At 71.6% G+C, this 22,013-nt stretch carries 19 protein-coding genes; 6 read left to right on the forward strand and 13 right to left on the reverse strand.

Going from position 1 to position 22,013, the window contains the following annotated elements; translation table 11 throughout:
- Positions 1-4: 4 nt before the first annotated feature.
- A complete protein-coding gene (locus OG753_RS26850) occupies positions 5-730 on the forward strand; it encodes a hypothetical protein (protein ID WP_327264223.1) in 726 nt (241 codons plus the stop codon).
- A 61-nt stretch (positions 731-791) separates the two neighbouring features.
- Here OG753_RS26850 and OG753_RS26855 read toward each other — a convergent pair whose 3' ends face one another.
- Positions 792-1,328 (reverse strand): alkyl hydroperoxide reductase, encoded by a 537-nt coding sequence (locus OG753_RS26855; RefSeq protein WP_327264224.1) that lies wholly within the window; start codon positions 1,326-1,328, stop codon positions 792-794.
- 3 nt (positions 1,329-1,331) lie between these two features.
- Positions 1,332-1,886, reverse strand: coding sequence for a peroxiredoxin (locus tag OG753_RS26860; protein WP_327264225.1), 555 nt, complete (start codon positions 1,884-1,886; stop codon positions 1,332-1,334).
- Between the two features lie 135 nt (positions 1,887-2,021).
- Between OG753_RS26860 and OG753_RS26865 the strand changes: the two genes are divergently transcribed.
- Positions 2,022-2,969, forward strand: a complete 948-nt coding sequence (locus OG753_RS26865) for a hydrogen peroxide-inducible genes activator (protein ID WP_405790440.1) — start codon at positions 2,022-2,024, stop codon at positions 2,967-2,969.
- Positions 2,970-3,021: 52 nt separating this feature from the next.
- Here OG753_RS26865 and OG753_RS26870 read toward each other — a convergent pair whose 3' ends face one another.
- From OG753_RS26870 to OG753_RS26890, 5 genes are all read right to left on the reverse strand, one after another.
- The gene (locus OG753_RS26870; protein ID WP_405790441.1) at positions 3,022-5,364 is read right to left on the reverse strand and encodes an FtsX-like permease family protein; all 2,343 of its coding nucleotides are present in this window, start codon (positions 5,362-5,364) and stop codon (positions 3,022-3,024) included.
- The gene (locus OG753_RS26875; RefSeq protein WP_327264228.1) at positions 5,361-6,047 is read right to left on the reverse strand and encodes an ABC transporter ATP-binding protein; all 687 of its coding nucleotides are present in this window, start codon (positions 6,045-6,047) and stop codon (positions 5,361-5,363) included. The genes OG753_RS26870 and OG753_RS26875 overlap by 4 nt, the downstream gene beginning before the upstream one ends.
- Positions 6,044-6,568: a PadR family transcriptional regulator gene (locus OG753_RS26880; RefSeq protein ID WP_327264229.1), complete on the reverse strand. Its 525-nt coding sequence runs from the start codon at positions 6,566-6,568 to the stop codon at positions 6,044-6,046. The genes OG753_RS26875 and OG753_RS26880 overlap by 4 nt, the downstream gene beginning before the upstream one ends.
- Before the next feature lie 174 nt (positions 6,569-6,742).
- Positions 6,743-7,027 carry a hypothetical protein gene (locus tag OG753_RS26885; protein ID WP_401273640.1) on the reverse strand — a complete coding sequence of 95 codons (285 nt, stop codon included), beginning with the start codon at positions 7,025-7,027 and terminating at the stop codon, positions 6,743-6,745.
- Positions 6,973-7,881 carry an SPFH domain-containing protein gene (locus OG753_RS26890; RefSeq protein ID WP_405790442.1) on the reverse strand — a complete coding sequence of 303 codons (909 nt, stop codon included), beginning with the start codon at positions 7,879-7,881 and terminating at the stop codon, positions 6,973-6,975. The genes OG753_RS26885 and OG753_RS26890 overlap by 55 nt, the downstream gene beginning before the upstream one ends.
- 232 nt (positions 7,882-8,113) lie before the next feature.
- On the opposite strand from OG753_RS26890, the gene OG753_RS26895 reads away from it, so the two are divergent.
- Positions 8,114-10,396 (forward strand): transglycosylase domain-containing protein, encoded by a 2,283-nt coding sequence (locus OG753_RS26895; protein ID WP_405790443.1) that lies wholly within the window; start codon positions 8,114-8,116, stop codon positions 10,394-10,396.
- Between the two features lie 99 nt (positions 10,397-10,495).
- Here the strand turns inward: OG753_RS26895 and OG753_RS26900 are convergent, their stop codons facing one another.
- The 3 genes from OG753_RS26900 to OG753_RS26910 form a co-directional block, all read right to left on the reverse strand.
- Positions 10,496-12,730 (reverse strand): SpoIIE family protein phosphatase, encoded by a 2,235-nt coding sequence (locus OG753_RS26900; RefSeq protein ID WP_405790444.1) that lies wholly within the window; start codon positions 12,728-12,730, stop codon positions 10,496-10,498.
- Between the two features lie 307 nt (positions 12,731-13,037).
- A complete protein-coding gene (locus OG753_RS26905) occupies positions 13,038-13,757 on the reverse strand; it encodes a DUF402 domain-containing protein (RefSeq protein ID WP_405790446.1) in 720 nt (239 codons plus the stop codon).
- A gap of 112 nt (positions 13,758-13,869) precedes the next feature.
- Positions 13,870-15,273 carry a class II fumarate hydratase gene (locus tag OG753_RS26910; RefSeq protein ID WP_327264234.1) on the reverse strand — a complete coding sequence of 468 codons (1,404 nt, stop codon included), beginning with the start codon at positions 15,271-15,273 and terminating at the stop codon, positions 13,870-13,872.
- A gap of 133 nt (positions 15,274-15,406) precedes the next feature.
- Here OG753_RS26910 and OG753_RS26915 point away from each other — a divergent pair, with 133 nt between their 5' ends.
- Positions 15,407-16,909 (forward strand): ricin-type beta-trefoil lectin domain protein, encoded by a 1,503-nt coding sequence (locus OG753_RS26915; RefSeq protein WP_405790447.1) that lies wholly within the window; start codon positions 15,407-15,409, stop codon positions 16,907-16,909.
- 83 nt (positions 16,910-16,992) lie between these two features.
- On the opposite strand, the gene OG753_RS26920 is transcribed toward OG753_RS26915, so the two are convergent.
- From OG753_RS26920 to OG753_RS26930, 3 genes are all read right to left on the reverse strand, one after another.
- Entirely contained in the window at positions 16,993-17,763 is a 771-nt protein-coding gene (locus OG753_RS26920) for a glycerophosphodiester phosphodiesterase family protein (protein WP_327264236.1), read from the reverse strand.
- Positions 17,764-17,891: 128 nt separating this feature from the next.
- A complete protein-coding gene (locus tag OG753_RS26925; protein ID WP_327264237.1) occupies positions 17,892-18,497 on the reverse strand; it encodes a hypothetical protein in 606 nt (201 codons plus the stop codon).
- Positions 18,498-18,635: 138 nt separating this feature from the next.
- The gene (locus OG753_RS26930) at positions 18,636-20,300 is read right to left on the reverse strand and encodes a fumarate hydratase (RefSeq protein ID WP_405790448.1); all 1,665 of its coding nucleotides are present in this window, start codon (positions 20,298-20,300) and stop codon (positions 18,636-18,638) included.
- Positions 20,301-20,450: 150 nt separating this feature from the next.
- Here OG753_RS26930 and OG753_RS26935 point away from each other — a divergent pair, with 150 nt between their 5' ends.
- Both OG753_RS26935 and OG753_RS26940 read left to right on the forward strand, forming a co-directional pair.
- Positions 20,451-21,110: a DUF1707 domain-containing protein gene (locus OG753_RS26935; RefSeq protein ID WP_327264239.1), complete on the forward strand. Its 660-nt coding sequence runs from the start codon at positions 20,451-20,453 to the stop codon at positions 21,108-21,110.
- Between the two features lie 294 nt (positions 21,111-21,404).
- Positions 21,405-22,004, forward strand: coding sequence for a TIGR03086 family metal-binding protein (locus OG753_RS26940; protein WP_405790449.1), 600 nt, complete (start codon positions 21,405-21,407; stop codon positions 22,002-22,004).
- Positions 22,005-22,013 lie beyond the last annotated feature (9 nt).

Below are 22,013 nucleotides of genomic sequence, written 5' to 3' on the forward strand. Positions count from 1 at the left end.
GGGCGTGATCGGGGAGCCCGAGCTCGACGGGGAGTGGGGGCCGGCGGCCGGCCAGGCCGGTCCCGCACAGGAGGTCGTGGCGAGCGAGCCCGTACCGGCCCGGAGGCGGGCGCGGCCGTGGTGGTGGGTGGCGGGCGCGGTCGTGGTCACCTCCGCGCTGTGGGCGGGCGGGCTGTACGCCTACGGCCACCGCCTGGCCGAACCGGAGGTCCACTACCGGGTGGTGGACGACCTGTGCGCCCCGTTCGCGGCCCCGGTGCTGGGCGAGCTGATGGGCGGCCTCACGGAGACCGCCCCCCAGGCGGGCGGCCGGCATCCGGCGCTGGACTGGGCGGCGTGCAGCCGCAGCAGGGACCGGGCGAACGCTTCTGCAGGGAGCGTCGACGTCAGGGCCATGGTCGAACTGCACAGGAAGACCGATCCGTCGGTCGAGTTCGCACTCGACACCCCCTCCAGCAGATGGTTCGGCCCCGACGGCGAAGGGTGGGAATCGGTGCCCGGCCTCGGGGAGCAGGCCCTCGTCACCCGCGACCAGAGAGGTGACGGACTGCGGCTGCGGGTCCGGGACGGCGGAGCGGTCTTCACCGTCGACGTGATGATCTTCAGGTCTTTCGGCGAGGACGGCCCCGACCCCACGGTGACCCCCCTGCCCCACCCCGACCGGGATGTCCTCGTCGCGGCGGTGGTCGAGGACATGCGCGCGCTGATGACCGCGCTGCGCACGGGCTGAACGCACAGGGCTCCGGGACCGTTTCCGGTCCCGGAGCCCTGTGTCGTCGTACGCGGTGCCGTTACTCGGCGGCGAGGGCGGCCTCGGCGTCGAGGGTGACGGCGACGGCCTGGATCACCGAGGCGATCTTGAAGGCCTCCTGGATCGTCTCGCGGTCGACGCCCGCCTTGCGCAGGACCTGCTCGTGCGAGTCCAGGCACTGGCCGCAGCCGTTGATCGCGGAGACCGCGAGCGACCACAGCTCGAAGTCGACCTTCTCCACGCCCGGGTTGCCGATGACGTTCATCCGCAGGCCCGCGCGCAGCGTGCCGTACTCCGGGTCGGAGAGCAGGTGCCGGGTGCGGTAGAAGACGTTGTTCATCGCCATGACCGCGGCGGCGGACTTGGCGGCGGTGTACGCCTCCGGCGAGAGGTTCGCCTTCGCCTCGGGCTCCAGCTCACGCAGGACGCGAGCGGAACGGGCGGCGATCGCGCAGGACAGGACCGTGCCCCACAGCTGCTGCTGCGGGAGGTCGCTGTTGCCGATGACCGAACCGAGGTTCAGTTTCAGGTCCTTGGCGAAGTCCGGTATGGCCGACTTCAGGGAGTCGAGGGACATCCGTCACTCACCGGCCAGCAGCGCGCCGGCGTCGATGGTGCTGTCGCCCTTGTTCCAGTTGCACGGGCACAGCTCGTCGGTCTGCAGGGCGTCGAGGACCCGCAGGACCTCCTTGGGGTTACGGCCCACGGAACCGGCGGTCACCATCGAGAACTGGATCTCGTTGTTCTGGTCCACGATGAAGACGGCGCGCATCGGCAGGCCGTCCTCGCCCAGGATGCCCAGCTCGGCCGACAGCTCCCGCTTGATGTCGGACATCATCGGGAAGGGCAGGTCACGCAGGTCGGCGTGGTCCTTGCGCCAGGCGTGGTGCACGTACTCGGAGTCGAGCGAGAAGCCGAGGACCTGTGCGTCGCGGTCGGCGAACTCCTCGTTCAGCTTGCCGAAGGCGGCGATCTCGGTCGGGCACACGAAGGTGAAGTCCAGCGGCCACGCGAAGATGACCTTCCACTTGCCCTCGTAGGTCTTGTGGTCGATCTGCGCGAACTCGGAACCGGCCTCGAGCGAGACGCAAGCGGTCAGGTCGAAGGCGGGGAACTTGTCACCAACAGTGAGCACGCGCTCTCCTAATGCAGTGGAAAATAACCCTTTTGGGGGTTTTCCGACGGGGTTGGACGTATCTCACATGCTGACACACCTGCATTGATTACAGAAATAGCTACTCTTGTGGCTGGTGATCGGAGGTGCCTATCAGTGGCTGTCGGTAATAGGGGAGCCAAGCAACCCACGCTCGCGCAGCTGCGCGCCTTCGCGGCGGTCGCCGAGCACCTGCACTTCCGGGACGCCGCCGCGGCCATCGGCATGAGCCAGCCGGCGCTCTCCGGATCCGTCTCCGCACTGGAGGAGGCCCTCGGGGTGCAGCTGCTGGAGCGCACCACCCGCAAGGTGCTGCTCTCCCCGGCGGGCGAACGGATCGCGGTGCGGGCTCAGGTGGTGCTCGACGCCATGGGCGGGCTGCTGGAGGAGGCCGAGGCCGTACGGGCGCCCTTCACCGGGGTGCTGCGGCTCGGGGTGATCCCCACGGTGGCGCCCTACCTGCTGCCGACCGTGCTCGGACTGTTCCACCGGCGCTACCCGCGGATGGACCTCCAGGTGCACGAGGAGCAGACCGCCTCGCTGCTGGAGGGGCTCGGTGGCGGACGCCTGGACCTGCTCCTGCTGGCGGTGCCGCTGGGGGTCCCCGGGGTGACCGAACTGCCCGTCTTCGACGAGGACTTCGTCCTGCTCGCACCCCGGGAGCACGCGCTGGCCGGGCGCCGGGACATTCCGCTGGAGGAGCTGCGCGGACTGCAGCTGCTCCTGCTCGACGAAGGGCACTGCCTGCGGGACCAGGCCCTCGACATCTGCCGGGAGGCGGGGCGGACGACCGGGGCGGACGTCACGACGACCGCCGCGGGCCTGTCCACACTCGTACAGCTGGTCGCCGGGGGACTGGGCGTGACGCTGTTGCCGCGGACCGCGCTGCGGCTGGAGACCGCCCGCAACGAGTACCTGTCCACCGGGTACTTCGCCGAGCCCGTGCCCTCCCGGCGGATCGCCCTGGCCATGCGCACCGGGACCGCCCGGCAGGAGGAGTTCAGGGCGATCGCCGCGGCGCTGCGGGAAGCCGTCCGCCCGCTCCCGGTGTGGCCGACCGACTAGGGAGCCGTCCGGGAACGGGCGGACGGGGCCCTGCGGCCCGCGCCCCGGAGGGTCACTCCGTACGCAGGCCGTCCGGGCGCATCAGGCGCAGCAGAGCCGGCAGGCTGAGCAGGGTCACTACGGCGACCAGACCCGCGCCGACACCGGTCATCGCCGCGACCGAGGACCAGTCGATCCGGACGGGCCGGTCGGTCATCCGCATCAGCACGGCCCCCAGCCCCACGCCCACCACCACGGCCAGGGCCAGGCCCAGCCCGATCGGCAGGGCCGTCTGCCACAGCACCGACAGGCTCAGGGTGGAGCGCCTGGTGCCGAAGGCGACCAGGGCCGGAAGCAGCCTCTTGCGCTCGCGCAGCTGCTCCAGCTGCGAGACCAGCAGGCTGGTGCCGATCAGGATCAGCACGCCGGTCGCCCCGAAGAACAGTCCGGTGCGGATCGTGGAGTAACCGGCATTCTCCTTCGTGTACTTGAGCGTCAGCGTGCGGCTGAGGGGATTGGCCTTGAAGGCGGCGGTGCGGACGTTGTCCAAAGCGTCCGGCACGGACTCGTCGACCTGGACGAACACCTGCGCGTTCTGGGCCGCGCCCACGTCCCGGGGGGACAGCGAGGGGGTCACCAGGACCCCGTCGCGGACCTCACCGGTCGGGTCCTCCCGGCTGGCGACCGTCCGGGCCCCGGCCGGGAAGGTCCATTCGACGGTCCTGTCGTCGGCCTCGGCGCCGAATATGCGGTCGACGGACAGCTTCTCGCCCGGCTTCGGCGGGGAACCGTAGACGCCGGAATCCTCGGAGGTGGAACCGGTGAGCACGAAGGCATCGCCGTCCGCGCAGGAGTCCAGTGCGGCGACCTCGCGCAGTGCCTCGCAGGTGCCGATGGTGATCCGGGTCCTGCGGTCCCCGTCGAGGCCCGGGCGGTACCCGTAGACGGAGGTTAGCGGTACGGCTGCGACGACGCCCTCGGCAGCGGCGACCCTCGCCGGGAGGTCACCCATGTCCTCGTGGCCCGGGGGCAGGCTGATCGTGAGAGCCGCCCGGCCCGGGTCCTGGCCGGTGGCCGCGATGTAGTCGCTCTGGACGCCGGCGAAGAGCATCTGCAGGGCGATGGCCCCGGCGACGGCGACGGCGACGCCGTTGGCCAGCCGGGCCGTGCCGCCGCCGGTCAGCTGCAGGCGCCGGACGGCCAGCTGCCAGGACAGCGGGCCGCCGGAGAGCCGGGACACGAGCCGCTCCAGCAGCCAGGGCAGCAGCGCGGTGATGGCGACGAGGAGCAGGGACACGCCGGCGCTGACCTGCCAGCGGTTGAAGTCCCCGCCCTCCTTGCCGCGGCCCATCAGCGGGACGAGCAGGCCCAGTCCGCCCAGCGGCAGCAGCAGCCGCCACCAGATGCGTCGTCCGCGCGGTGTGACCGTGCGGACGATGCCCAGCGGCTCGATGATCACGCCGCGCAGGGCGAACAGGGTCACGGCGACCGCAGCCAGGGGCACCACGAGCGCGACCAGGGCGGCCAGCGCCACCGACGGATCCAGGTCGGCGGGGAAGACGCTGCGCTGGCGGAGGGTGAAGCTGCCGGCGAGTTCACGGCCGACGGCGAAGAAGCCGATGCCCAGGACCAGTCCGACCAGGGACCCGGCGAGGGCCTCCCCGGCGGCGATCCGGCGGACCGTCCGGGCGTCGGCGCCGACCAGCCGCAGGGCTGCGAGCCGCAGGTCGCGTCGCTCACCGCCGGAGCGCGCCGCGGCGGCGATGAGCACGGCGACCGGCAGCAGCAGCGCGACGAAGGTCAGCACCACCAGCAGCATGAGCACCGGGTCGAGCTGATCGCGTTCCTTGGCGGGGGCGAAGTCGGTGATCCGCAGGACGGCGTACTGCTCGGGGCCGGTCTTCTGCAGGCGGTCGCTGCCGGAGTAGAAGAGGAGCTCACCGGGGCCCATCAGGCCCGAGTCGCCGATGATCTCGGAGATCCGCCCGCCGAGGCGCTCGCGCAGCCGCTCGCCGTCAGGGGAGTCCAGCAGCTGTTCCAGTGCGGGGGAGACGGCCAGCTCGCCCGCGGCGGGGACCTTCTCCAGGCCGGGCGGCACGGGGGCGTCCGGTCCCTCGGCCCGCAGGAAGGAGCCCAGGATCTCCGAGCCGCGGTACGTCTGGTCGGCGCGCTTGACCAACAGGGTGTCGCGGCCGGGCTGTTCGGCCCTCACGGCTTCGATCGTGGAGCGCGCGTCGCCGCGTTCGTAGCGGGCGGTGAGCGCACTGGGCAGGGCGGTGGAGATCAGCAGCAGGGCCACGCCGAGACCGACGCCGACGCCGGTGAGCACGGTGCGGATCCACCCCTCGCGGCCGCCGCCGAAGGCGAAGCGGGCGCCCATGCCGAGGTCGCGGGTCCAGACCCGGAGCCGGCTCATACGATCCGCTCCATGTCGCGGGACTTCCCGTCGCGCACGACGATCTCGCGGTCGGAGTACGCGGCCACGCGCGCCTCGTGGGTGACGAGCACGAGGGCGGAGCTCGCGGACCGGGCGGCCTCGGTGAGCAGCTGCATCACGAGCTCCCCGTTGAGGGAGTCGAGGGCGCCGGTGGGCTCGTCCGCGAAGATCACCCGGGGGCGGGTGACCAGGGCGCGGGCGACGGCCACGCGCTGGCCCTGGCCGCCGGATATCTCGCCGGGCCGCTTGGCGCCGAGGTCCTCGACCTGGAGTCGCTCCATCCAGTCCAGGGCGCTGCGTTCGGCCTCCTTGCGCTTGACGCCGGCCAGCCGTAGCGGGAGCGCGACGTTCTCCACGCAGGTCAACTCCGGTACGAGCTGCCCGAACTGGAAGACGAAGCCGAACTCGGTGCGGCGCAGCTCGCTGCGCTCGGCGTCGTTCATGGCGGTGAGCTCGCGCCCGGCGTACGTGATGGAGCCGGAGTCCGGGGTGACGATGCCGGCGAGGCAGTGCAGCAGCGTCGACTTGCCGGAGCCGGAGGGACCCATGACGGCGACGACCTCGCCGGGGTGGATGGAGAACTCGGCGCCGTCCAGTGCGTGGGTGGGACCGTACGCCTTGCGCAGGTCCGTGGCGGCGAGCAGGGTTCCGGCCGGGGTCATCGGCGTACCTCCTGGGCGAGCTGGTCGAGGCGGGCGGCGGTGAGCTCCAGCCAGCGCAGGTCCGCTTCCAGGTGGAAGAGGGCGTGGTCGCAGACGAGCTGGTCGGCGAGGTCGCCCTTGCGCTTTCGGGTGGTCAGGGCGCGCATCAGGCGCAGGTGCTCGGCGCGCTGGGTGTCCAGCAGCTCGTCGGCGCGGCGGCCGGTGAGCAGGGCGAGGACGACCTTGGTGTAGAGGGTCGAGTGGAGGTAGGGCTCGGGCTTCTCGGGCTGTGAGAGCCAGGCCTCGACGTCGGTGATGCCGGCGTCGGTGATGGCGTACCGCTTGCGTTCGGGACCGCCGCCGCTCTCCACGGCGTCGACTTCGACGAGGCCGTTCTTCAGGAGGCGGGACATGGTCGAGTAGACCTGCCCGTACGCGAGGGGCCGGTCGTGGCCGAACTTTTCGTCGAAGGCGCGCTTGAGGTCGTAGCCGTGGCGCGGGCCGGCCTCGAGGAGGCCCAGGAGGGTGTGACCGATGGACATGACGACGACTGTACACGGTGTGTATACGCGGAGTGTATAGACGAGCTGTCGGGGGCTGTCGGGGCGTGCCGGGGCTGTCGGGGCCTGCCGGGGTTCGCGGATCCGGAGAACGCCGCACGCCCGGAGGGGCCGTGGATTGCGGCCCCTCCGGGCGTGCGGGATGCGGGATGCGGGTCAGTCCGTGGGCTTCGGGGGGCGTCCCCGGCGCGGGATGGGGCCGGGGGCCGAGGGGAGGCGGCCGGCCTCGGCGAGGGCCCGGCGGAGCAGGAACTCGATCTGCGCGTTGGCGCTGCGCAGTTCCTCGCCCGCCCAGCGGGCCAGTGCGTCGTACACCTGCGGGTCGAGGCGCAGCAGCACCTGCTTGCGCGCCTGCCGGCCCGCCGGTTTCTCCTCGCCGCCGGGGGTCACTGGTAGAGGGTCCCCGTGTTGACCACCGGCTGGGCGGCGCGGTCGCCGCAGAGCACGACCATCAGGTTCGAGACCATGGCCGCCTTGCGCTCGGGGTCCAGGTCCACGATGTCCTGCTCCGCGAGGCGGGTCAGTGCCAGTTCGACCATGCCCACCGCACCTTCCACGATCTGCTTGCGGGCCGCCACGACCGCGCCCGCCTGCTGGCGCTGGAGCATCGCGGAGGCGATCTCAGGAGCGTACGCGAGATGCGTGAAGCGGGACTCGATGATCTGCACTCCGGCCGCCTCCACGCGGGCGTGCAGTTCGACCGCGAGCTTCTCGGTGATCTCCTCGGCGTTCCCGCGCAGTGACAGGCCGCCCTCGTCGTGGGCGTCGTAGGGGTACTCGATGGCGATGTGCCGGACCGCCGCCTCGGTCTGGGTCTCCACGAACTCCGTGAAGTCCTCGACCTCGAAGATGGCCCGCGCGGTGTCCTCGACCCGCCACACGACGACCGCCGCCAACTCGATCGGGTTGCCGTAGGCGTCGTTGACCTTCAGGACGGCCGTCTCGTGATTGCGCACCCGGGTGGAGATCTTCGCGCGGGAGGTCAGCGGGTTGACCCAGCGCAGCCCGTCGGTGCGGACGGTGCCCTTGTAGCGGCCGAACAGCTGGACGACGCGGGCCTCGCCCGGCGCCACCGTGTTCAGCCCGCACATCGCGATCACGGAGGCGAGGCCCACGAGTACGCCGACCGCTATCAGGGTCACCTTGGCCGCGATGCCGGCCATCGTCGCGCCGGCCGCGATCAGGCCCGCGCCCGCCAGCAGACCCACCAGTGCGAGCAGCAGCGCCAGGCCGCCGCCGACACTGTGCGCGGTGAACTCCCGTACTCCGTCAGGGGTAGCGTTTTCGTTCGTCATGGTTTGCCCCGTTTCTCGGTTCGCGGTCGGTCGAACCTTCTAGCAAAGTGATATCACTTTTTTGCGCTACGGCAACCCTTCCGCTTAGGTGGGCGTCGGTTCCAGTGATGTGGGTGCTGATTCTCACGTCCGAAATGACCGTAATTAGTCGCGGTTGGCCAACTTTTGACACAGCCTGCGGTGTTAGCTTTCTGAGCTGACGTCGGGGGGGTAATCGAGCGGAGCGGGAGCGATGGGCCGAGCAGAAGTGCGTAAGGCGCAGCAGCAGCGCGGTGCGCGGCGTGCGCCGAGCGGACGCGCGAAGGGCACCGAGGAAAGCGGAAGCGGAAGCGGAAGCACCGGTAAACGCACCGGCATACGCCGCTTCTTCACCTGGAAGAAGGTCGTCGGAACGTTCCTCGGCCTGACCCTGCTCTTCATGGCAGCGGCGATCATCCTGTACTTCTCGGTGAACGAGCCCACCGACCCGAACGCCCAGGCCACGCTCCAGAGCAACACCTACCAGTACTCCGACGGTTCGATCATGGCCCGTACCGGCGCGACGAACCGCGAGATCGTGCCGATCGACAAGATCCCGCCGGACGTCCGCACCGCGTTCATCGCCATCGAGAACAAGTCCTTCTACAAGGACGGCGGCATCGACGTGATGGGCGTGGCCCGAGGCGTGTTCAACACGCTCCGGGGCAAGGGCACGGCCGGTGGCTCGACCATCACCCAGCAGTACGTCAAGAACTACTACCTGACGCAGGACCAGTCCCCGACGCGCAAGATCCGCGAGATGGTGATCGCGATCAAGGTCGACCAGCGCATGGAGAAGGACGACATCCTCGTCGGCTACCTGAACACCAACTTCTACGGCCGCAACGCGTACGGCATCCAGGCCGCGGCCCAGGCCTACTACGGCGTCGACGCCGACAAGCTGACGCTGGAACAGGGCGCCTACCTCGCCGCCGTCATCCAGGCCCCCAGCCAGTACGACTGGGCGACCGCCGGCCCGAACGGCAAGCGGCTCGTCATGATCCGCTTCAACGCCGTGCTCGACAACATGGTCGAGATGGGCAAGCTGGACGAGGCCAAGCGCAAGACCCTGGCCTTCCAGGAGCCCATCAAGCCCAAGCCTCGCCCGGGCATGGACGGCCAGAAGGGCTACCTCGTCCAGGCCGCCAACGACGAGTTGGACAAGCAGGGCATCAAAGCCGACCAGATCACGGCCGGCGGCTGGAACATCACGCTCAACATCGACAAGGCGAAGCAGGCGGCGCTGGAGAAAGCGGTCCAGGACGAGCTGGAGTCCAAGCTCGACCGCAAGGACACCAAGGGCAGGCCGCAGGACCAGAGCGTCCAGGCCGGCGCGACCTCCGTGGACGCGAAGACCGGCGCGATCGTCGCGATGTACGGCGGCCAGGGCCTGGAGCAGAAGGACCAGAGCAACGCCCTGCGCACCGACTACCAGCCGGGCTCGACCTTCAAGCCGATCGTGCTCGCGTCCGCCCTGGAGAACGGGTCGAAGACCCAGGACGGCAAGCCGATCACCCCGAACACCCTCTACGACGGCACGAGCAAGCGCCAGGTCGTCGGCAGCAAGATCCCGTTCAACCCGCAGAACCAGGACAACAAGAACTTCGGCGATCCGATGATCTCGATCCAGGAAGCGACGAACTACTCGGTCAACTCCGTCTACGCGCAGATGATCGTGGACGTGAAGCCGCCGGCGGTGAAGAAGACGGCCCTGGCCCTCGGCATGCAGGACCGCGACGGCTGGCCCGAGGACAAGCCGGCCATGGCCCTGGGCACCATGAGCGCCAACACCGTGGAGATGGCGGGCGTGTACGCCACCCTCGACAACCACGGCAAGAAGGTCAGGCCGACCATCATCAAGAAGGCCGAGCACAAGGACCTCAAGTTCACCCCCGAACCGGCCGTCGGCAGCCAGGCCATCAGCCGCAAGACCGCCGACACCGTCACCAAGGTCCTCACGGGCGTCGTCAACGACGAGGGCGGCTCCGGCAACAAGGTCCGCAGCGGCAGCTACGAGGCCGCCGGCAAGACCGGTACCACCGAGTCCAACGTGGCGGGCTGGTTCACCGGCTACACGCCGGAGCTGGTCACGGTCGTCGCGATGTTCGGCGAGGACCCCACGACCCACAACCAGGTCACCCTGACCGGCACCGCCGGCCTGGGGCGCGCGGGCGGTTCCAGCTTCCCGGCCTCGATCTGGAAGGCGTACACCCTCGCCGTCCTCAAGGGCGGGGACACCGACACGTTCGACCTGAAGGAAGCGGAGATGGGCGCCGTGCAGACGCCGTCCCGCAGCGCCTCGCCGACGCCCTCGGCGAGCGCGTCGTCCAGCGCCCCGGCGGCCAGCAGCAGCGCGCCGCAGTCCCCGACGACCTCTCCGTCGCCCACGCCGACCAAGTCCGGTACGTCGCCGACCCCGACGACGTCGCCGTCGCCCACCGCGACCAAGACCGGTGTTCCGAAGCCGCCGGACCCGCCGCTGGTGCCCGAGCGCTAGGCACCCGAACGCCAGGCGCGCGAACGCCGGGCACCTGAACGCACCGCCGCCCCCCGGCCTCGAAGGCCGGGGGGCGGCGGCGTTCTCGTGGTCGTGCGGTCAGCGACGCTCGGCCGTCGCCGGCAGCGACAGCTCGAACCAGACGACCTTTCCGCTGCTGAGCCGCGTCGCGCCCCAGCGGCGGGCCATCCGGTTCACCAGGAACAGGCCGCGGCCGCCCTCGTCGGTGTCCCGCGCGCGGCGCTGGCGGGGCAGCTGCGGGGAGTCGTCGCCGACCTCGCAGCGCAGTACGTCCGTACGCAGCAGGCGCAGCGTGACGGGCCGCTCCGCGTACCGGACGGCATTGGTGACCACCTCGCTCACCAGGAGCTCCAGCGAGTCGCTCAGCTCCTCCAGGCCCCATCGGGTCAGGGCGCGGCGGGCGAACCGGCGGGCCCGGCCCGGGGCGGTCTCCTCCGGGTCCAGGAACCAGTACGCGACATCACTCGGCGCGATCCCGTCGAACCGGGCAGCGAGCAGCGCGATGTCGTCGTCCCGGTCGCCCGGACCGAGCATGTCCAGAACGTCGTCGCAGAGCGCCTCCAGCGGCGGCGGATGGTCCAGGCCGGTCAGCTGGGCGGTGGTGGCGAGACGCTCGCGGAGCTGCTCGATGCCGGTCCACACGTCCCGCAGGCGCGACTCCACCAGGCCGTCGGTGTAGAGCAGCAGGGTGCCCCCGGCGGGCGCGTCCAGCTCCACGGCCTCGAAGTCCACACCGCCGACGCCGATGGGGGCGCCGGGCGGCACGCGCAGCACCTCCGCGCGGCCGCCCAGGTGCAGCAGCACCGGCGGCGGGTGCCCGGCGTTGGCGATGGTGATCCGGTGCGCGACGGGGTCGTAGACGGCGTACAGGCAGGTGGCCATGCGGTCGGAGCCGAGGCGCTGCGCCTGCTCGTCCAGGTGGTGCAGGACCTCGGCGGGCGGCAGGTCCAGCTGCGCCAGGGTCTGCGCGGTCGTGCGCAGCTGGCCCATGATCGCGGCGGAGGTCATGGAGTGGCCCATGACGTCGCCGACGACGAGCGCGACCCGGCTGCCGGGCAGCGGTATGGCGTCGTACCAGTCGCCGCCGACGCGCGCCGTCTCGGCCGCGGGCAGGTAGCGGGAGGCGAGGCGCACCCCGGTGGGCTGCGGCAGGCTGTCCGGCAGCATCGTGCGCTGCAACTCGTCGGCGATGTAGGCCTCGCGGCCGTACAGGACCGCCTTGTCGATGCCGAGCGCGGTGTGGGTGGCCAGCTGGGCGGCGACCAGGAGGTCGTTCTGCTCGAAGGCGGGACGCTCGGGGCTGCGCAGGAAGACGGCGGCGCCGATCACCCGGCGGCGGCCGCGCAGGGGCGCGAGGACGGCCCGGTTGCCGCGCGGCAGCGGGTGGTCCAGGCCGAGCAGCTCGGGCAGCGCGGCCCGGGCGGCGGCGGAGGAACCGAAGACGGGCCGTACGCCGCGCAGCACCTCGGCGAGCGCGCCGCCGGGCCGGATCTCGCACAGCTCGGCCGCGGGCAGGTCACCCTGCGGGCCGACCAGCGGCAACTGGCTGAAGTCGAGCTCGCCGGTGGCCCCCGCGGCCCCGGCGAGGTCCATCCCCGCGCCGATCGTGCTGCTCATGTCCGTCAGGTCGTCGATCGGCCGGAGCCGGTCGGTGCGCCGGAGCCTTAAAACGACCGGGCCGACGGGCCGTTCGTCGCCGACCGGGAGCGGGTCGCGCAGGTAGACGAGGATGGCGTCGGAGAAGGTCGGCACGGTGGCCCGGCACAGGCCCAGCACGATCTCGTCGAGGTCGATGCCGCGGGCGATGCGCCGCGTGGCGGCGCCGACGAAGCGCAGCCGGTCCCCTTCGCGGCGTGCGGCCGTCGCCTCCGGGGTGCTCCCGCCCGGTATTGCGGGCCCGCCGCCCCCGTGGCGGCCGGCCCCACCGGAACCGGAGCCCGCCCCCGCAGGGGCGTCACCGTCCCGCGGGCGGGCGTTGTCGTGTCCCGGACCCGGACCCGGACCCGGGATCTGGCCCTGTACGGGGCTCTGGCCCGGCACCTGGCCCGCTCCGGAGTCCGCGGCGGCCGGCACGTCCGCCGACGCGGCACCACGGGGCCGGGGGAGCCCGCCGCCCGTGCCCGCCGCCGAGCGGGCCGCCCGCGCGTCGGAGGCCGCGGCGGTCATGCCGCCCGGCTCCGCGCCCGTGCCCGGCGCATGCGTGCGTACGGCCTCGGCAGCGGCGATGGGCGCCTTGCCGTGGCCGGCCTCGTCCGTACCTCCGCCGGAGGCGACGGGCTGCGGGCCCTCCTGGGAGGTGGGGTACTCCGTCACGCGTGGATTTCCGTCCGTCTGCGCTCGATGTGCGCTGCACTCAACTCGGTCAGTCGCGGTATACCCGCTCAGCGGCCCGGGCACCATCGCCCCGAGGTTCCTCGCCCAAACTTGTCGCCCGGCCTCCGGCCGGGAGGTGCCCCTGGCGGGCCTCGCCCCCTCGTCGCCTCTCGTCGTGCGTCGGCCTCCGGTCAAGTCCCGCGTGCGGCACAACACTTGCGCAGTGGTGCACCGACCGCACCGTCCCGCGCGCGTGACCTCGTGGAGGACGATCCTACGTTTGAACCCTGGGGGCGCATCAAGGGTCTCATGAGGTCATGTGCGCCGGGGTGCGGTCCCAGTCCTCCGGCAGGGCCGGAATCCTCCAGGCCGGATCCGGCCGCCAGTCCTCCCAGCCCGCGGAGAACGGGGCTCCCCAGCCATCGACCACCTCGACCGCGGCGCGGCCCGCCTCCCGTACGCGGAGGGCCTGCTCACGGTCCATCAGGCCGGACCGCTGCGCCTGCGCGAACTCGTCCTCGTCCAGCCACTTCCAACTGCGGTCCGGATAGACGGCGATGTCGAGGAAGTGGTCAACGGAGTCCACCCCGCCGGCCCATCGCGAGCGCGGTTCCTCCAGGTTCACGTACCAGTTCTTGAACTGCCAGCCGGGTCCCCAGAACAGCCACACCGACCACGGGTCCCCGGGACGGGCCAGTTTCAGGACACCACCGCCGAACCAGCGCGACCGTACGGTGGTCCGCGGCGCCGTGTAGCGGGTGGCCAGCGGTTCCTCGTGGACCGGCGTGCCATCGGTGAGGACCGGCTTGACGCATTCGGTGCCGGGCGCCATCCACACGGCCAGCAGCTCGTCCGTGTCCTGGACCACGGTCACCGGGCGGCAGATGTGCACCGGGCCCTTCAGTCCCGGGGCGTGGTCGCGGTAGCGCCACAGGACCTGGTCCCCGGGCGCCCAGCGCGGGCCCTGCGCGGGGCTCCGCGGCGCGCTGCGCGCCGCGTCGCTCCCGGGCTTGAAAGTACCTGTCATGCGCAGATCTTAGGGCGGGGGTCCCTGTGACCGCTGCGGCGCAGGTCACCGGGTGGTTCGGGGACGAGAAACGACCGGATCCGGCCCCCGCCCGGGCGTGCGGCGGGGCCGGTCAGGGGTGCGTCATGCGCAGCACGTCCAGGGCCTCGTCGAGCTGCTCCAGGGTGAGGGCGCCACGCTCCACGTAACCGGCCTCCAGGACCACCTCCCTGATCGTCTTCCGTTCCGCGAGCGACCTCTTGGCGACCTTGGCGGCCTCCTCGTAGCCGATGTAGCGGTTCAGCGGGGTGACGACGGAGGGTGAGGACTCGGCGTATTCCCTGGCCCGCGCCTCGTTGGCGGTGATTCCGTCGACCGTGCGGTCGGCCAGCAGGCGGCTCGCGCCGCCGAGCAGCCGGATCGATTCGAGGAGGTTCCTGGCCATCACGGGGAGCATCACATTGAGCTCGAAGTTGCCGGCCGCGCCCGCCACGGCGACGGTGGCGTCGTTCCCCATGACCTGTGCGGCGATCATCAGGACGGCCTCCGGGACCACCGGGTTGACCTTTCCGGGCATGATCGAGGAGCCCGGTTGCAGATCCGGGAGATTGATTTCGGCCAATCCGGTGCGCGGTCCGGAGGCCATCCAGCGAAGGTCGTTGGAGATTTTGGTGAGTGATACGGCGATCGTGCGGAGCATCCCGGAGGTTTCGACGAGGGCGTCGCGGGCCCCCTGCGCCTCGAAGTGGTTGCGGGCCTCGGTCAGCGGCAGCCCGGTCGCCGAGGCCACCTCGGCGATCACGGCGGCGGAGAACCCGGGCGGGGTGTTGATCCCGGTGCCGACCGCGGTGCCGCCCAGCGGCAGCTCGGCCAGCCGGGGCAGGGCCGAGCGCAGCCGCTCGACGCCGTAGCGGATCTGGGCGGCGTACCCGCCGAATTCCTGGCCGAGGGTGACCGGGGTGGCGTCCATCAGATGGGTGCGGCCGGCCTTGACCACCTGCGCGAACTCGGAGGCCTTGCGCTCCAGGGCCGTGGCCAGGTGCTCCAGCGCCGGGATCAGCTCACCGGTGACGGCGGCGGTGGCGGCGATGTGGATGGACGACGGGAACACGTCGTTGGAGCTCTGCGAGGCGTTGACGTGGTCGTTGGGGTGGACCTCGCGGCCCAGGCGCTCGGTGGCCAGGGTGGCGATCACCTCGTTCGTGTTCATGTTGGACGAGGTTCCCGAGCCGGTCTGGAAGACGTCGACGGGAAAGTGGTCGTCCCAGCGCCCGTCCGCGACCTCGGCGGCGGCGGACCGGATCGCGTCGGCGACGTCCTGGTCCACCACCCCGAGCTTCGCGTTCACCTCGGCGGCGGCGGCCTTGATCCGCGCGAGGGCCTCGATGTGGGCGCGCTCCAGCCGCTGCCCGGAGAGGGGGAAGTTCTCCACCGCGCGCTGGGTCTGGGCGCGCCATTTGGCGTGCAGGGGCACCCGTACGTCGCCCATGGAGTCGTGCTCGGTCCGGAACGCATCGGCCTGCTGGTCGTCTGTCATTTTCCTGGCCTCCTCAAAAAGTTGAGCAATTGTCTTGTTCGAAGTGTTCCCAACTCCCCTACCGGCCAGTAAATACCGGGGGTAACACCCACATCCGGGGAGGCGTTCCATGGCACGTGCCCGTACGAGACCCATGCTCAGATCTACCTTCGCCGTCGTCGCCGTGATCGCGGCCGCCCTGGGGGGTGTCACCGCCGTCACCCCCATGGCCCAGGCGGCGCCCGCCCCCGGGGCCGTCGCACCGCTCCCGCCCGAGCTGGAGGCCGTCCGGGCCGCGGAGGCCACCAGGATCTACGGCGACCCGGCCGTGCGCCCGATGAACGAGCGCAGGACCGGCCTGATCTCGCTGGGCGACAGCGAGATCTCGGGCGAAGGGGTCGGCAACTACGACCCCGCGACCAACACCCCGAACAACCAGTGCCACCGCTCGCCGGACGCGGCGATCCACCGCACCGGCATCCCGGCCGACCTGACCTTCAACGTCGCCTGCTCCGGCGGCTACACGGGCAACATCAGGATCGGCGGCGGCAAGCAGTACGCCGACGAGCTGGTGCAGAGCGACAGCCTGGCCGTCAAGGCGCGCAACACGAAGATCAAGATGGTTCTGCTGGTCGCCGGGGCCAACGACGACCTGCAGTTCGGCCCGGTCATGACCGACTGCGTGACCCGCTGGATCCTCAGCCAGGGCACGTGCGAGCCCAAGTACGGTCCCGGCTGGCAGGCGCGCGTCGACGGCCTGAGGCCCAAGGTGGAGGCCACGGTCGCGGACCTCAGGACCGTCATGCGGGACGCCGGTTACGCCGACTCCGACTACAAGCTGGTCGTGATGGGCTACCCCAGCCCCATCGGGCCCGACTTCTACGACAACCCCAGCTTCCCCGGCAAGCTGCCCGGCGGCTGCGCCGGCTACGACTCCGACGCCACCTGGGGCCGCAACTACGCGGTGCCCGCCTTCGAGAAGGGCATGCGTGCGGCGGCCCTGGCCTCCGGCGCCGTCTACCTCGACAACTCGCGGCTCTTCCACGGCCACGAGGTCTGTATGGAGGACACCTGGGCCCGCGGCCTCTACCTGGACCTGGGGGACCACTTCCCCTGGGACGAGAACACCGCCCGCCAGTCCTTCCACCCCAACTACCGGGGCCACGGCGCCTTCGCGTCCTGCCTGACCCAGCTCTACAACTCCGGCCTGCGCGAGGCCTCCTGCGCCGACCCCGCGAGCACCGGGACGCCCGTCCTGCAGGCCGGGGCCTGGGACGACAAGTTCAAGCCCCTGAAGAACGAGGCGACCGGCAACTGCCTCGACTCCTTCGGAGGCTCCAGCGCCAATGAGACCAGGATCGTCGGATGGGACTGCCACGGTGGTCGCAACCAGGGCTGGTGGTACGACAGCGCCCGCAAGTCCGTCCACATCGAACTCACCCAGGACCGCTGCCTCGACGTCCCCGGCGCCAACTACGGCTCCGGCACCGGCCTGATCATCTGGAACTGCCACGGCGGCGCGAACCAGCAGTTCGTCCGCGACGGCGCCACCCTGCGCCCCGCCGCCGCCCCGGGCATGTGCCTGACGGTGGCCGCCGCCCACGAGCCGCTGCGCCTGCAGACCTGCAACGGGTCCGCCAGCCAGCGCTTCGCGTAACCGCCCCCGCACCACCAGACCCCCCACGCCCGGCCGGCGCACCCCGGCCGGGTGTTTCCACGTACGGGCCCCTGCGCGGGACCTCAGCGGGCCGCCTCCAGCTGCGCGCGCACCTCGCGCGGCCGGTTGGTGATCAAGGTGTCCACACCGAGGCGCAGGCACAGCTCCACGTCCTCGGGCTCGTCCACCGTCCACACCCGCACCGCCAGCCCCTTCGCCTTCAGCCGGGCCACCAGGCCCGGGTCCCGCCGTACGAGGTCGATGCCCGGACCCGCGTGCGTCGCGAACGGCGGCCGTACCGGGCGCAGCCGCCGCTCGATCAGGTAGACCGCGGGCAGACCGGGCGCCAGCCGGTGCAGCCGGGTCAGGGCGTTGCGGGAGAAGCTCATCACCTCGACCAGGCCGGCCGAGCCGTCGGCCAGCCCGTGCTCCTTCAGGACCCGGACCAGCTCGGCCTCCAGCCGGCCGCCGGCGCGGGTCGGGTGCTTGGTCTCGACGGCGAGTCCGACCGGCCGGCCGGCGGCCAGTGCCTCCTTGAGCAGGTCCTCGAAGAGCAGCACCTGCGCCCCGCGGTGCTCCCCGCCCTTCCAGCCGCCGAAGTCGAGCGCGGACAGCTCCTCATACGTCATGGCGGAGACGACCCCGCGCCCGTCGGAGGTCCGCTCCACCCGCCGGTCGTGCACGCAGACCAGCTTGTGGTCGGCGGTGAGCCGTACGTCGCACTCGAGCGCGTCGGCCCCGTCGGCGATGGCCTGGCGGTAGGCGGCGAGGGTGTGCTCGGGGTGCTCGTGCGAGGCCCCGCGGTGGGCGACGACCCGCACGGCCCGGGCGGTGGGGAGCAGCATCTGCGTCATGCCCCGGACGTTATCCGGATGTGCGGGACGCCCCGCAACCGGATCCTGTCCGGATGGCCGAACAGCGGACGGCGGGGTACCGGGCCACCCCCGTTGAGGCCCGGTACCTGCTGTCCACGACGCCGCGACTATGACTTCGGTTGCGGGGCCAGCGGGGCGGGGGTGACCTTGTAGCCGCCCTTGGTGACCTCCGTGAAGGGGGCCGGGGCCATGCAGGTGCCCACGCGGGCCTCGACGGGCGAGCCGTCGGGCTTCGTGTCGAGGTTGGCGATGTCCCACGAGAAGCCGACGCGGTCGGGCTCGCCGCGCACGCCGTCCTGGACGCTGAGGCCGATCCGCCTGCCCTCCCAGCCGGGCACGTTCGAGCTCTTGACCACCGCGGTCACCGTCGCCGTCCGGCCGCCGGTGACCAGGCAGTCCACCTCCGCCTCGGCCACGCCCGTCGAGTTCGCCTCGGGCCGGGCGTGGTAGACCGTCACCCGTCCCCGGGCGTCGGTCGGCAGGCCCCGCTCGGCCCCCGGGAAGGGCCGGCTCCACGGCACCGATTCGGCGTCCACCGTGAAGCGGATGTCGTCCGACGCAGGCACGTACGGGTAGTGCACCGTCCCGCCGCCGTGTACCGAGGCGACCTTCGCCGCGGCCGGCGCGGCCGGGGCCGGAGCCGCGGCGATCAGCGTCGCCACCAGGGCGGCGGCGGTTCCGGCCAGGACAAGGGCGCGCTTGCGGTTCTTCATCGTGAACTCCCGGTGAAAGTGGGCTGCTCGGGTACGGGAACAGCCTCGCCGGGAGCCCGGCGGCCTGCCATCTGCCGATGGGCGGACATGCCTGAGGGCCTCTCCCCCGAACGGGGGAGAGGCCCTCAGGCCATCGCGCTACAGGCCCGGGCCGCGCACCGGGATGTGGGTGAACGTCGGCTCCGGGGCCGGGTTCTGGAAGAAGTCGTTGCCCTTGTCGTCGACCACGATGAAGGCCGGGAAGTCCTCGACCTCGATCTTCCAGACCGCCTCCATGCCGAGCTCCTCGTACTCCAGGACCTCGACCTTCTTGATGCAGTCCTGGGCCAGGCGCGCCGCCGGGCCGCCGATCGAGCCGAGGTAGAAGCCGCCGTGCGCGCCGCACGCGTCCGTCACCTGCTGGGAGCGGTTGCCCTTGGCCAGCATGACCTTGGAGCCGCCCGCCGCCTGGAACTGCTCGACGTAGGAGTCCATCCGGCCCGCCGTGGTCGGACCGAAGGAGCCCGACGCGTAGCCCTCGGGGGTCTTCGCGGGACCGGCGTAGTAGACCGGGTGGTCCTTCAGGTACTGCGGCATCGGCGCACCCGAGTCCAGCAGCTCCTTGATCTTGGCGTGCGCGATGTCGCGCGCCACGACCAGCGGGCCGGTCAGCGACAGGCGGGTCTTGACCGGGTGCTTGGTCAGCGTCGCCAGGATGTCGTCCATCGGCTGGTTCAGGTCGATGGAGACGACGTCCGAGGCCTCGCTCAGGTGCTCGTCCGTGGTGTCCGGCAGGAAGCGCGCCGGGTCCGTCTCCAGCTGCTCCAGGAAGACGCCCTCGGCGGTGATCTTCGCGGTGGCCTGGCGGTCCGCCGAGCAGGACACGGCGATCGCGACCGGCAGGGAGGCACCGTGGCGGGGCAGGCGCACGACGCGGACGTCGTGGCAGAAGTACTTGCCGCCGAACTGCGCGCCGATGCCGATCTTCTGGGTCAGCTCGAAGACCTGCTGCTCCAGGGCCTCGTCGCGGAAGCCGTGGCCCAGCGGGGAGCCCTCGCGGGGCAGCTCGTCCAGGTAGTGCGCCGAGGCGTACTTGGCGGTCTTGAGCGCGTGCTCGGCGGAGGTGCCGCCGACCACGATCGCCAGGTGGTAGGGCGGGCAGGCCGCCGTACCGAGGGAGCGGATCTTCTCCTCCAGGAACTTCATCATGGAGGCCTCGTTGAGGACCGCCTTGGTCTCCTGGTAGAGGAAGGACTTGTTGGCCGAGCCGCCGCCCTTGGCCATGAAGAGGAACTTGTACGCGCCGCCGTCGGTCGCGTACAGCTCGATCTGCGCGGGCAGGTTCGAGCCGGTGTTCTTCTCCTCCCACATGGTGATCGGGGCCATCTGCGAGTAGCGCAGGTTCAGCCGCGTGTAGGCGTCGTAGATGCCGCGCGACAGCGCCGCCTCGTCCCCGCCCTCGGTCAGCACGTTCTGGCCGCGCTTGCCCATGACGATCGCCGTGCCCGTGTCCTGGCACATCGGCAGGACGCCGGCCGCCGCGATGTTCGCGTTCTTCAGCAGGTCCAGGGCCACGAACTTGTCGTTCGAGGAGGCCTCGGGGTCGTCGATGATCCGGCGCAGCTGCGCGAGGTGCGCGGGGCGCAGGAAGTGCTGGATGTCGTGGATGGCCTCTTCGGCGAGCTGGCGCAGCGCCTCCGGCTCCACCTTGAGGAACGTACGGCCGTCCGCCTCGAAGGTGGACACGCCCTCGGCGGTCACCAGCCGGTAGGGGGTGGTGTCCTCGCCCAGGGGCAGCAGGTCGGTGTACGCAAACTCTGGCATGACGGCAGTCATTCCTCACTAGGCGGACGGCGCTGGCGACCAATTGGCAGCGCGGTTAACCAGCGTAGGACCTCCCGCCGGGGACGTGGCTGTGAGGTAAGGCTCACTCAGCAGTATCGCGATCTATCGTGTCTGGCTATGCTGGGCTTCGTGGACCTGGAAAAGCACCCCGCCGCCCCCGCACCCGCCGCCGCACAGCTGCGCGCCTCCGACGCAGACCGGGACCGGATCGCACAGATCCTCGGCGATGCCCTCGCCGAAGGCCGGCTGACGTCCGAGGAGCACTCCGACCGCCTGGACACGCTCTACGCGGTCAAGACCGTCGGCGAGCTGGAAGTGCTCGTACAGGATCTGCCCGCGCCCGGCGGCGTCCATGCCTGGCCGGCGTACGCGGCCCCCGCCGCGGCCCAGGGCGGCCCCGCGGAGACCATAGTGGCCGTCTGCAGCAGCTCCGCCCGCAAGGGCCGCTGGCGGCCGGGAGCGCACACCCGGGCCGTCTCGGTCATGGGCGACATCAGCATCGACCTCACCGAGGCGGTCTTCGAGCAGCAGGTCACGGAGATCAACGTCACCTGCATCCTCGGCAACGTCGAGGTGCTGGTCCCGGAGAACGTCACCCTGCGCGGCTACGGCAGCGGCGTCCTCGGCAACTTCGAGGTGCGCGGCGAGGGACGCGGCCAGAGCGACCCGCAGGCGCCGGTGGTGATCGTCCGGGGCTTCGCCCTGCTCGGCAACATCGAGGCGCGGCCCAGGCTGGGCGCCCGCCTGGTGGATCTGGCCCGCAAGCTGCGCAAGCGCCTGGACGGCTGAAACAGGCCGGGAACCGGCCGGGACACGGCTCGAACCGGCCGGTTCGAGCCCGCGCCCGGAGGGCCCAACGCGCCCCCGGCCCAACGAAATTCGGCCGACCGGCCGCTCGGGGTTGTCTAAGGGCTGTCCCGCAATCCCCGGCGGGCGCACGACGCCAGCTACGGCACCTCGCTGCGTTGTCGGATCGCCCGAATACGCCCGGTATGAGTACGACCCTCCGCCTTGCGATGCACCGCATCTGACGCCGTGCGCTGACCCACCGCGGATTACGGGACAGCCCTTAGGGTCCGCACCATGACGACATCCAAGTGGGAATTGCTCGACCAGGCGCACGCGACGCTGCGCGAGGCCGTCGCGGGGGTGCCCGCCGACGGCTGGGACCGCCCGACCCCGTGCGCGCAGTGGAACGTCACCCAGGTCCTCCGGCACGCCGCCGGCGACCAGCTCGCCTACGCCGCCCGCCTGACCGGCGGGCCAGGGCCCGCCGAGGACCCCTTCGCACCCTCCGGCGCCCTGGCCGGCGCTCCCGGAGACCTGCTGGACCCGGCGCTCGCGGCGGCGGCCGAGGCCTTCTCCGCGGTCGCCCCGGGGGACCTCGACGTGGCCGTGCCGTTGCCGCCCTTCGCCGTACCGGCCGTGACGGCCGTCGGCGCCGCCGCCCTCGACGCCGCCGTGCACGCCTGGGACATCGCCGTCGCCACGGGGCGGCAGCCCGCCCTGACCGACGAACTGGCCGCCGCCCTGCGCCCGGCCGCCGACGCCCTGGCCGAGCCCCTGCGCGGCTTCGCCTACGGCCCCGTGTTCCCCCTCGCGCCCGGCGCGGACCACGGCGCCGCGGCGGACCTCCTGGCCTTCCTCGGGCGGGATCCCGCATGGGCCGCGCCCGCGGTGTGAGGCCCGCCC

The sequence above is a fragment of the Streptomyces sp. NBC_00029 genome (assembly GCF_045160505.1).
GTDB lineage: Bacteria > Actinomycetota > Actinomycetes > Streptomycetales > Streptomycetaceae > Streptomyces.

Bases quoted from the DNA above. Each gene is read 5' to 3' on its own strand.
- OG753_RS26870 (WP_405790441.1), bottom strand. From the start codon at position 5,364: ATGAGCCGGCTCCGGGTCTGGACCCGCGACCTCGGCATGGGCGCCCGC.
- OG753_RS26890 (WP_405790442.1), bottom strand. From the start codon at position 7,881: ATGACGAACGAAAACGCTACCCCTGACGGAGTACGGGAGTTCACCGCG.
- OG753_RS26905 (WP_405790446.1), bottom strand. From the start codon at position 13,757: ATGACAGGTACTTTCAAGCCCGGGAGCGACGCGGCGCGCAGCGCGCCG.
- OG753_RS26940 (WP_405790449.1), top strand. From the start codon at position 21,405: ATGACGACATCCAAGTGGGAATTGCTCGACCAGGCGCACGCGACGCTG.
- OG753_RS26930 (WP_405790448.1), bottom strand. From the start codon at position 20,300: ATGCCAGAGTTTGCGTACACCGACCTGCTGCCCCTGGGCGAGGACACC.
- OG753_RS26925 (WP_327264237.1), bottom strand. From the start codon at position 18,497: ATGAAGAACCGCAAGCGCGCCCTTGTCCTGGCCGGAACCGCCGCCGCC.
- OG753_RS26915 (WP_405790447.1), top strand. From the start codon at position 15,407: ATGCTCAGATCTACCTTCGCCGTCGTCGCCGTGATCGCGGCCGCCCTG.
- OG753_RS26910 (WP_327264234.1), bottom strand. From the start codon at position 15,273: ATGACAGACGACCAGCAGGCCGATGCGTTCCGGACCGAGCACGACTCC.
- OG753_RS26920 (WP_327264236.1), bottom strand. From the start codon at position 17,763: ATGACGCAGATGCTGCTCCCCACCGCCCGGGCCGTGCGGGTCGTCGCC.
- OG753_RS26880 (WP_327264229.1), bottom strand. From the start codon at position 6,568: ATGTCCATCGGTCACACCCTCCTGGGCCTCCTCGAGGCCGGCCCGCGC.
- OG753_RS26895 (WP_405790443.1), top strand. From the start codon at position 8,114: ATGGGCCGAGCAGAAGTGCGTAAGGCGCAGCAGCAGCGCGGTGCGCGG.
- OG753_RS26855 (WP_327264224.1), bottom strand. From the start codon at position 1,328: ATGTCCCTCGACTCCCTGAAGTCGGCCATACCGGACTTCGCCAAGGAC.
- OG753_RS26875 (WP_327264228.1), bottom strand. From the start codon at position 6,047: ATGACCCCGGCCGGAACCCTGCTCGCCGCCACGGACCTGCGCAAGGCG.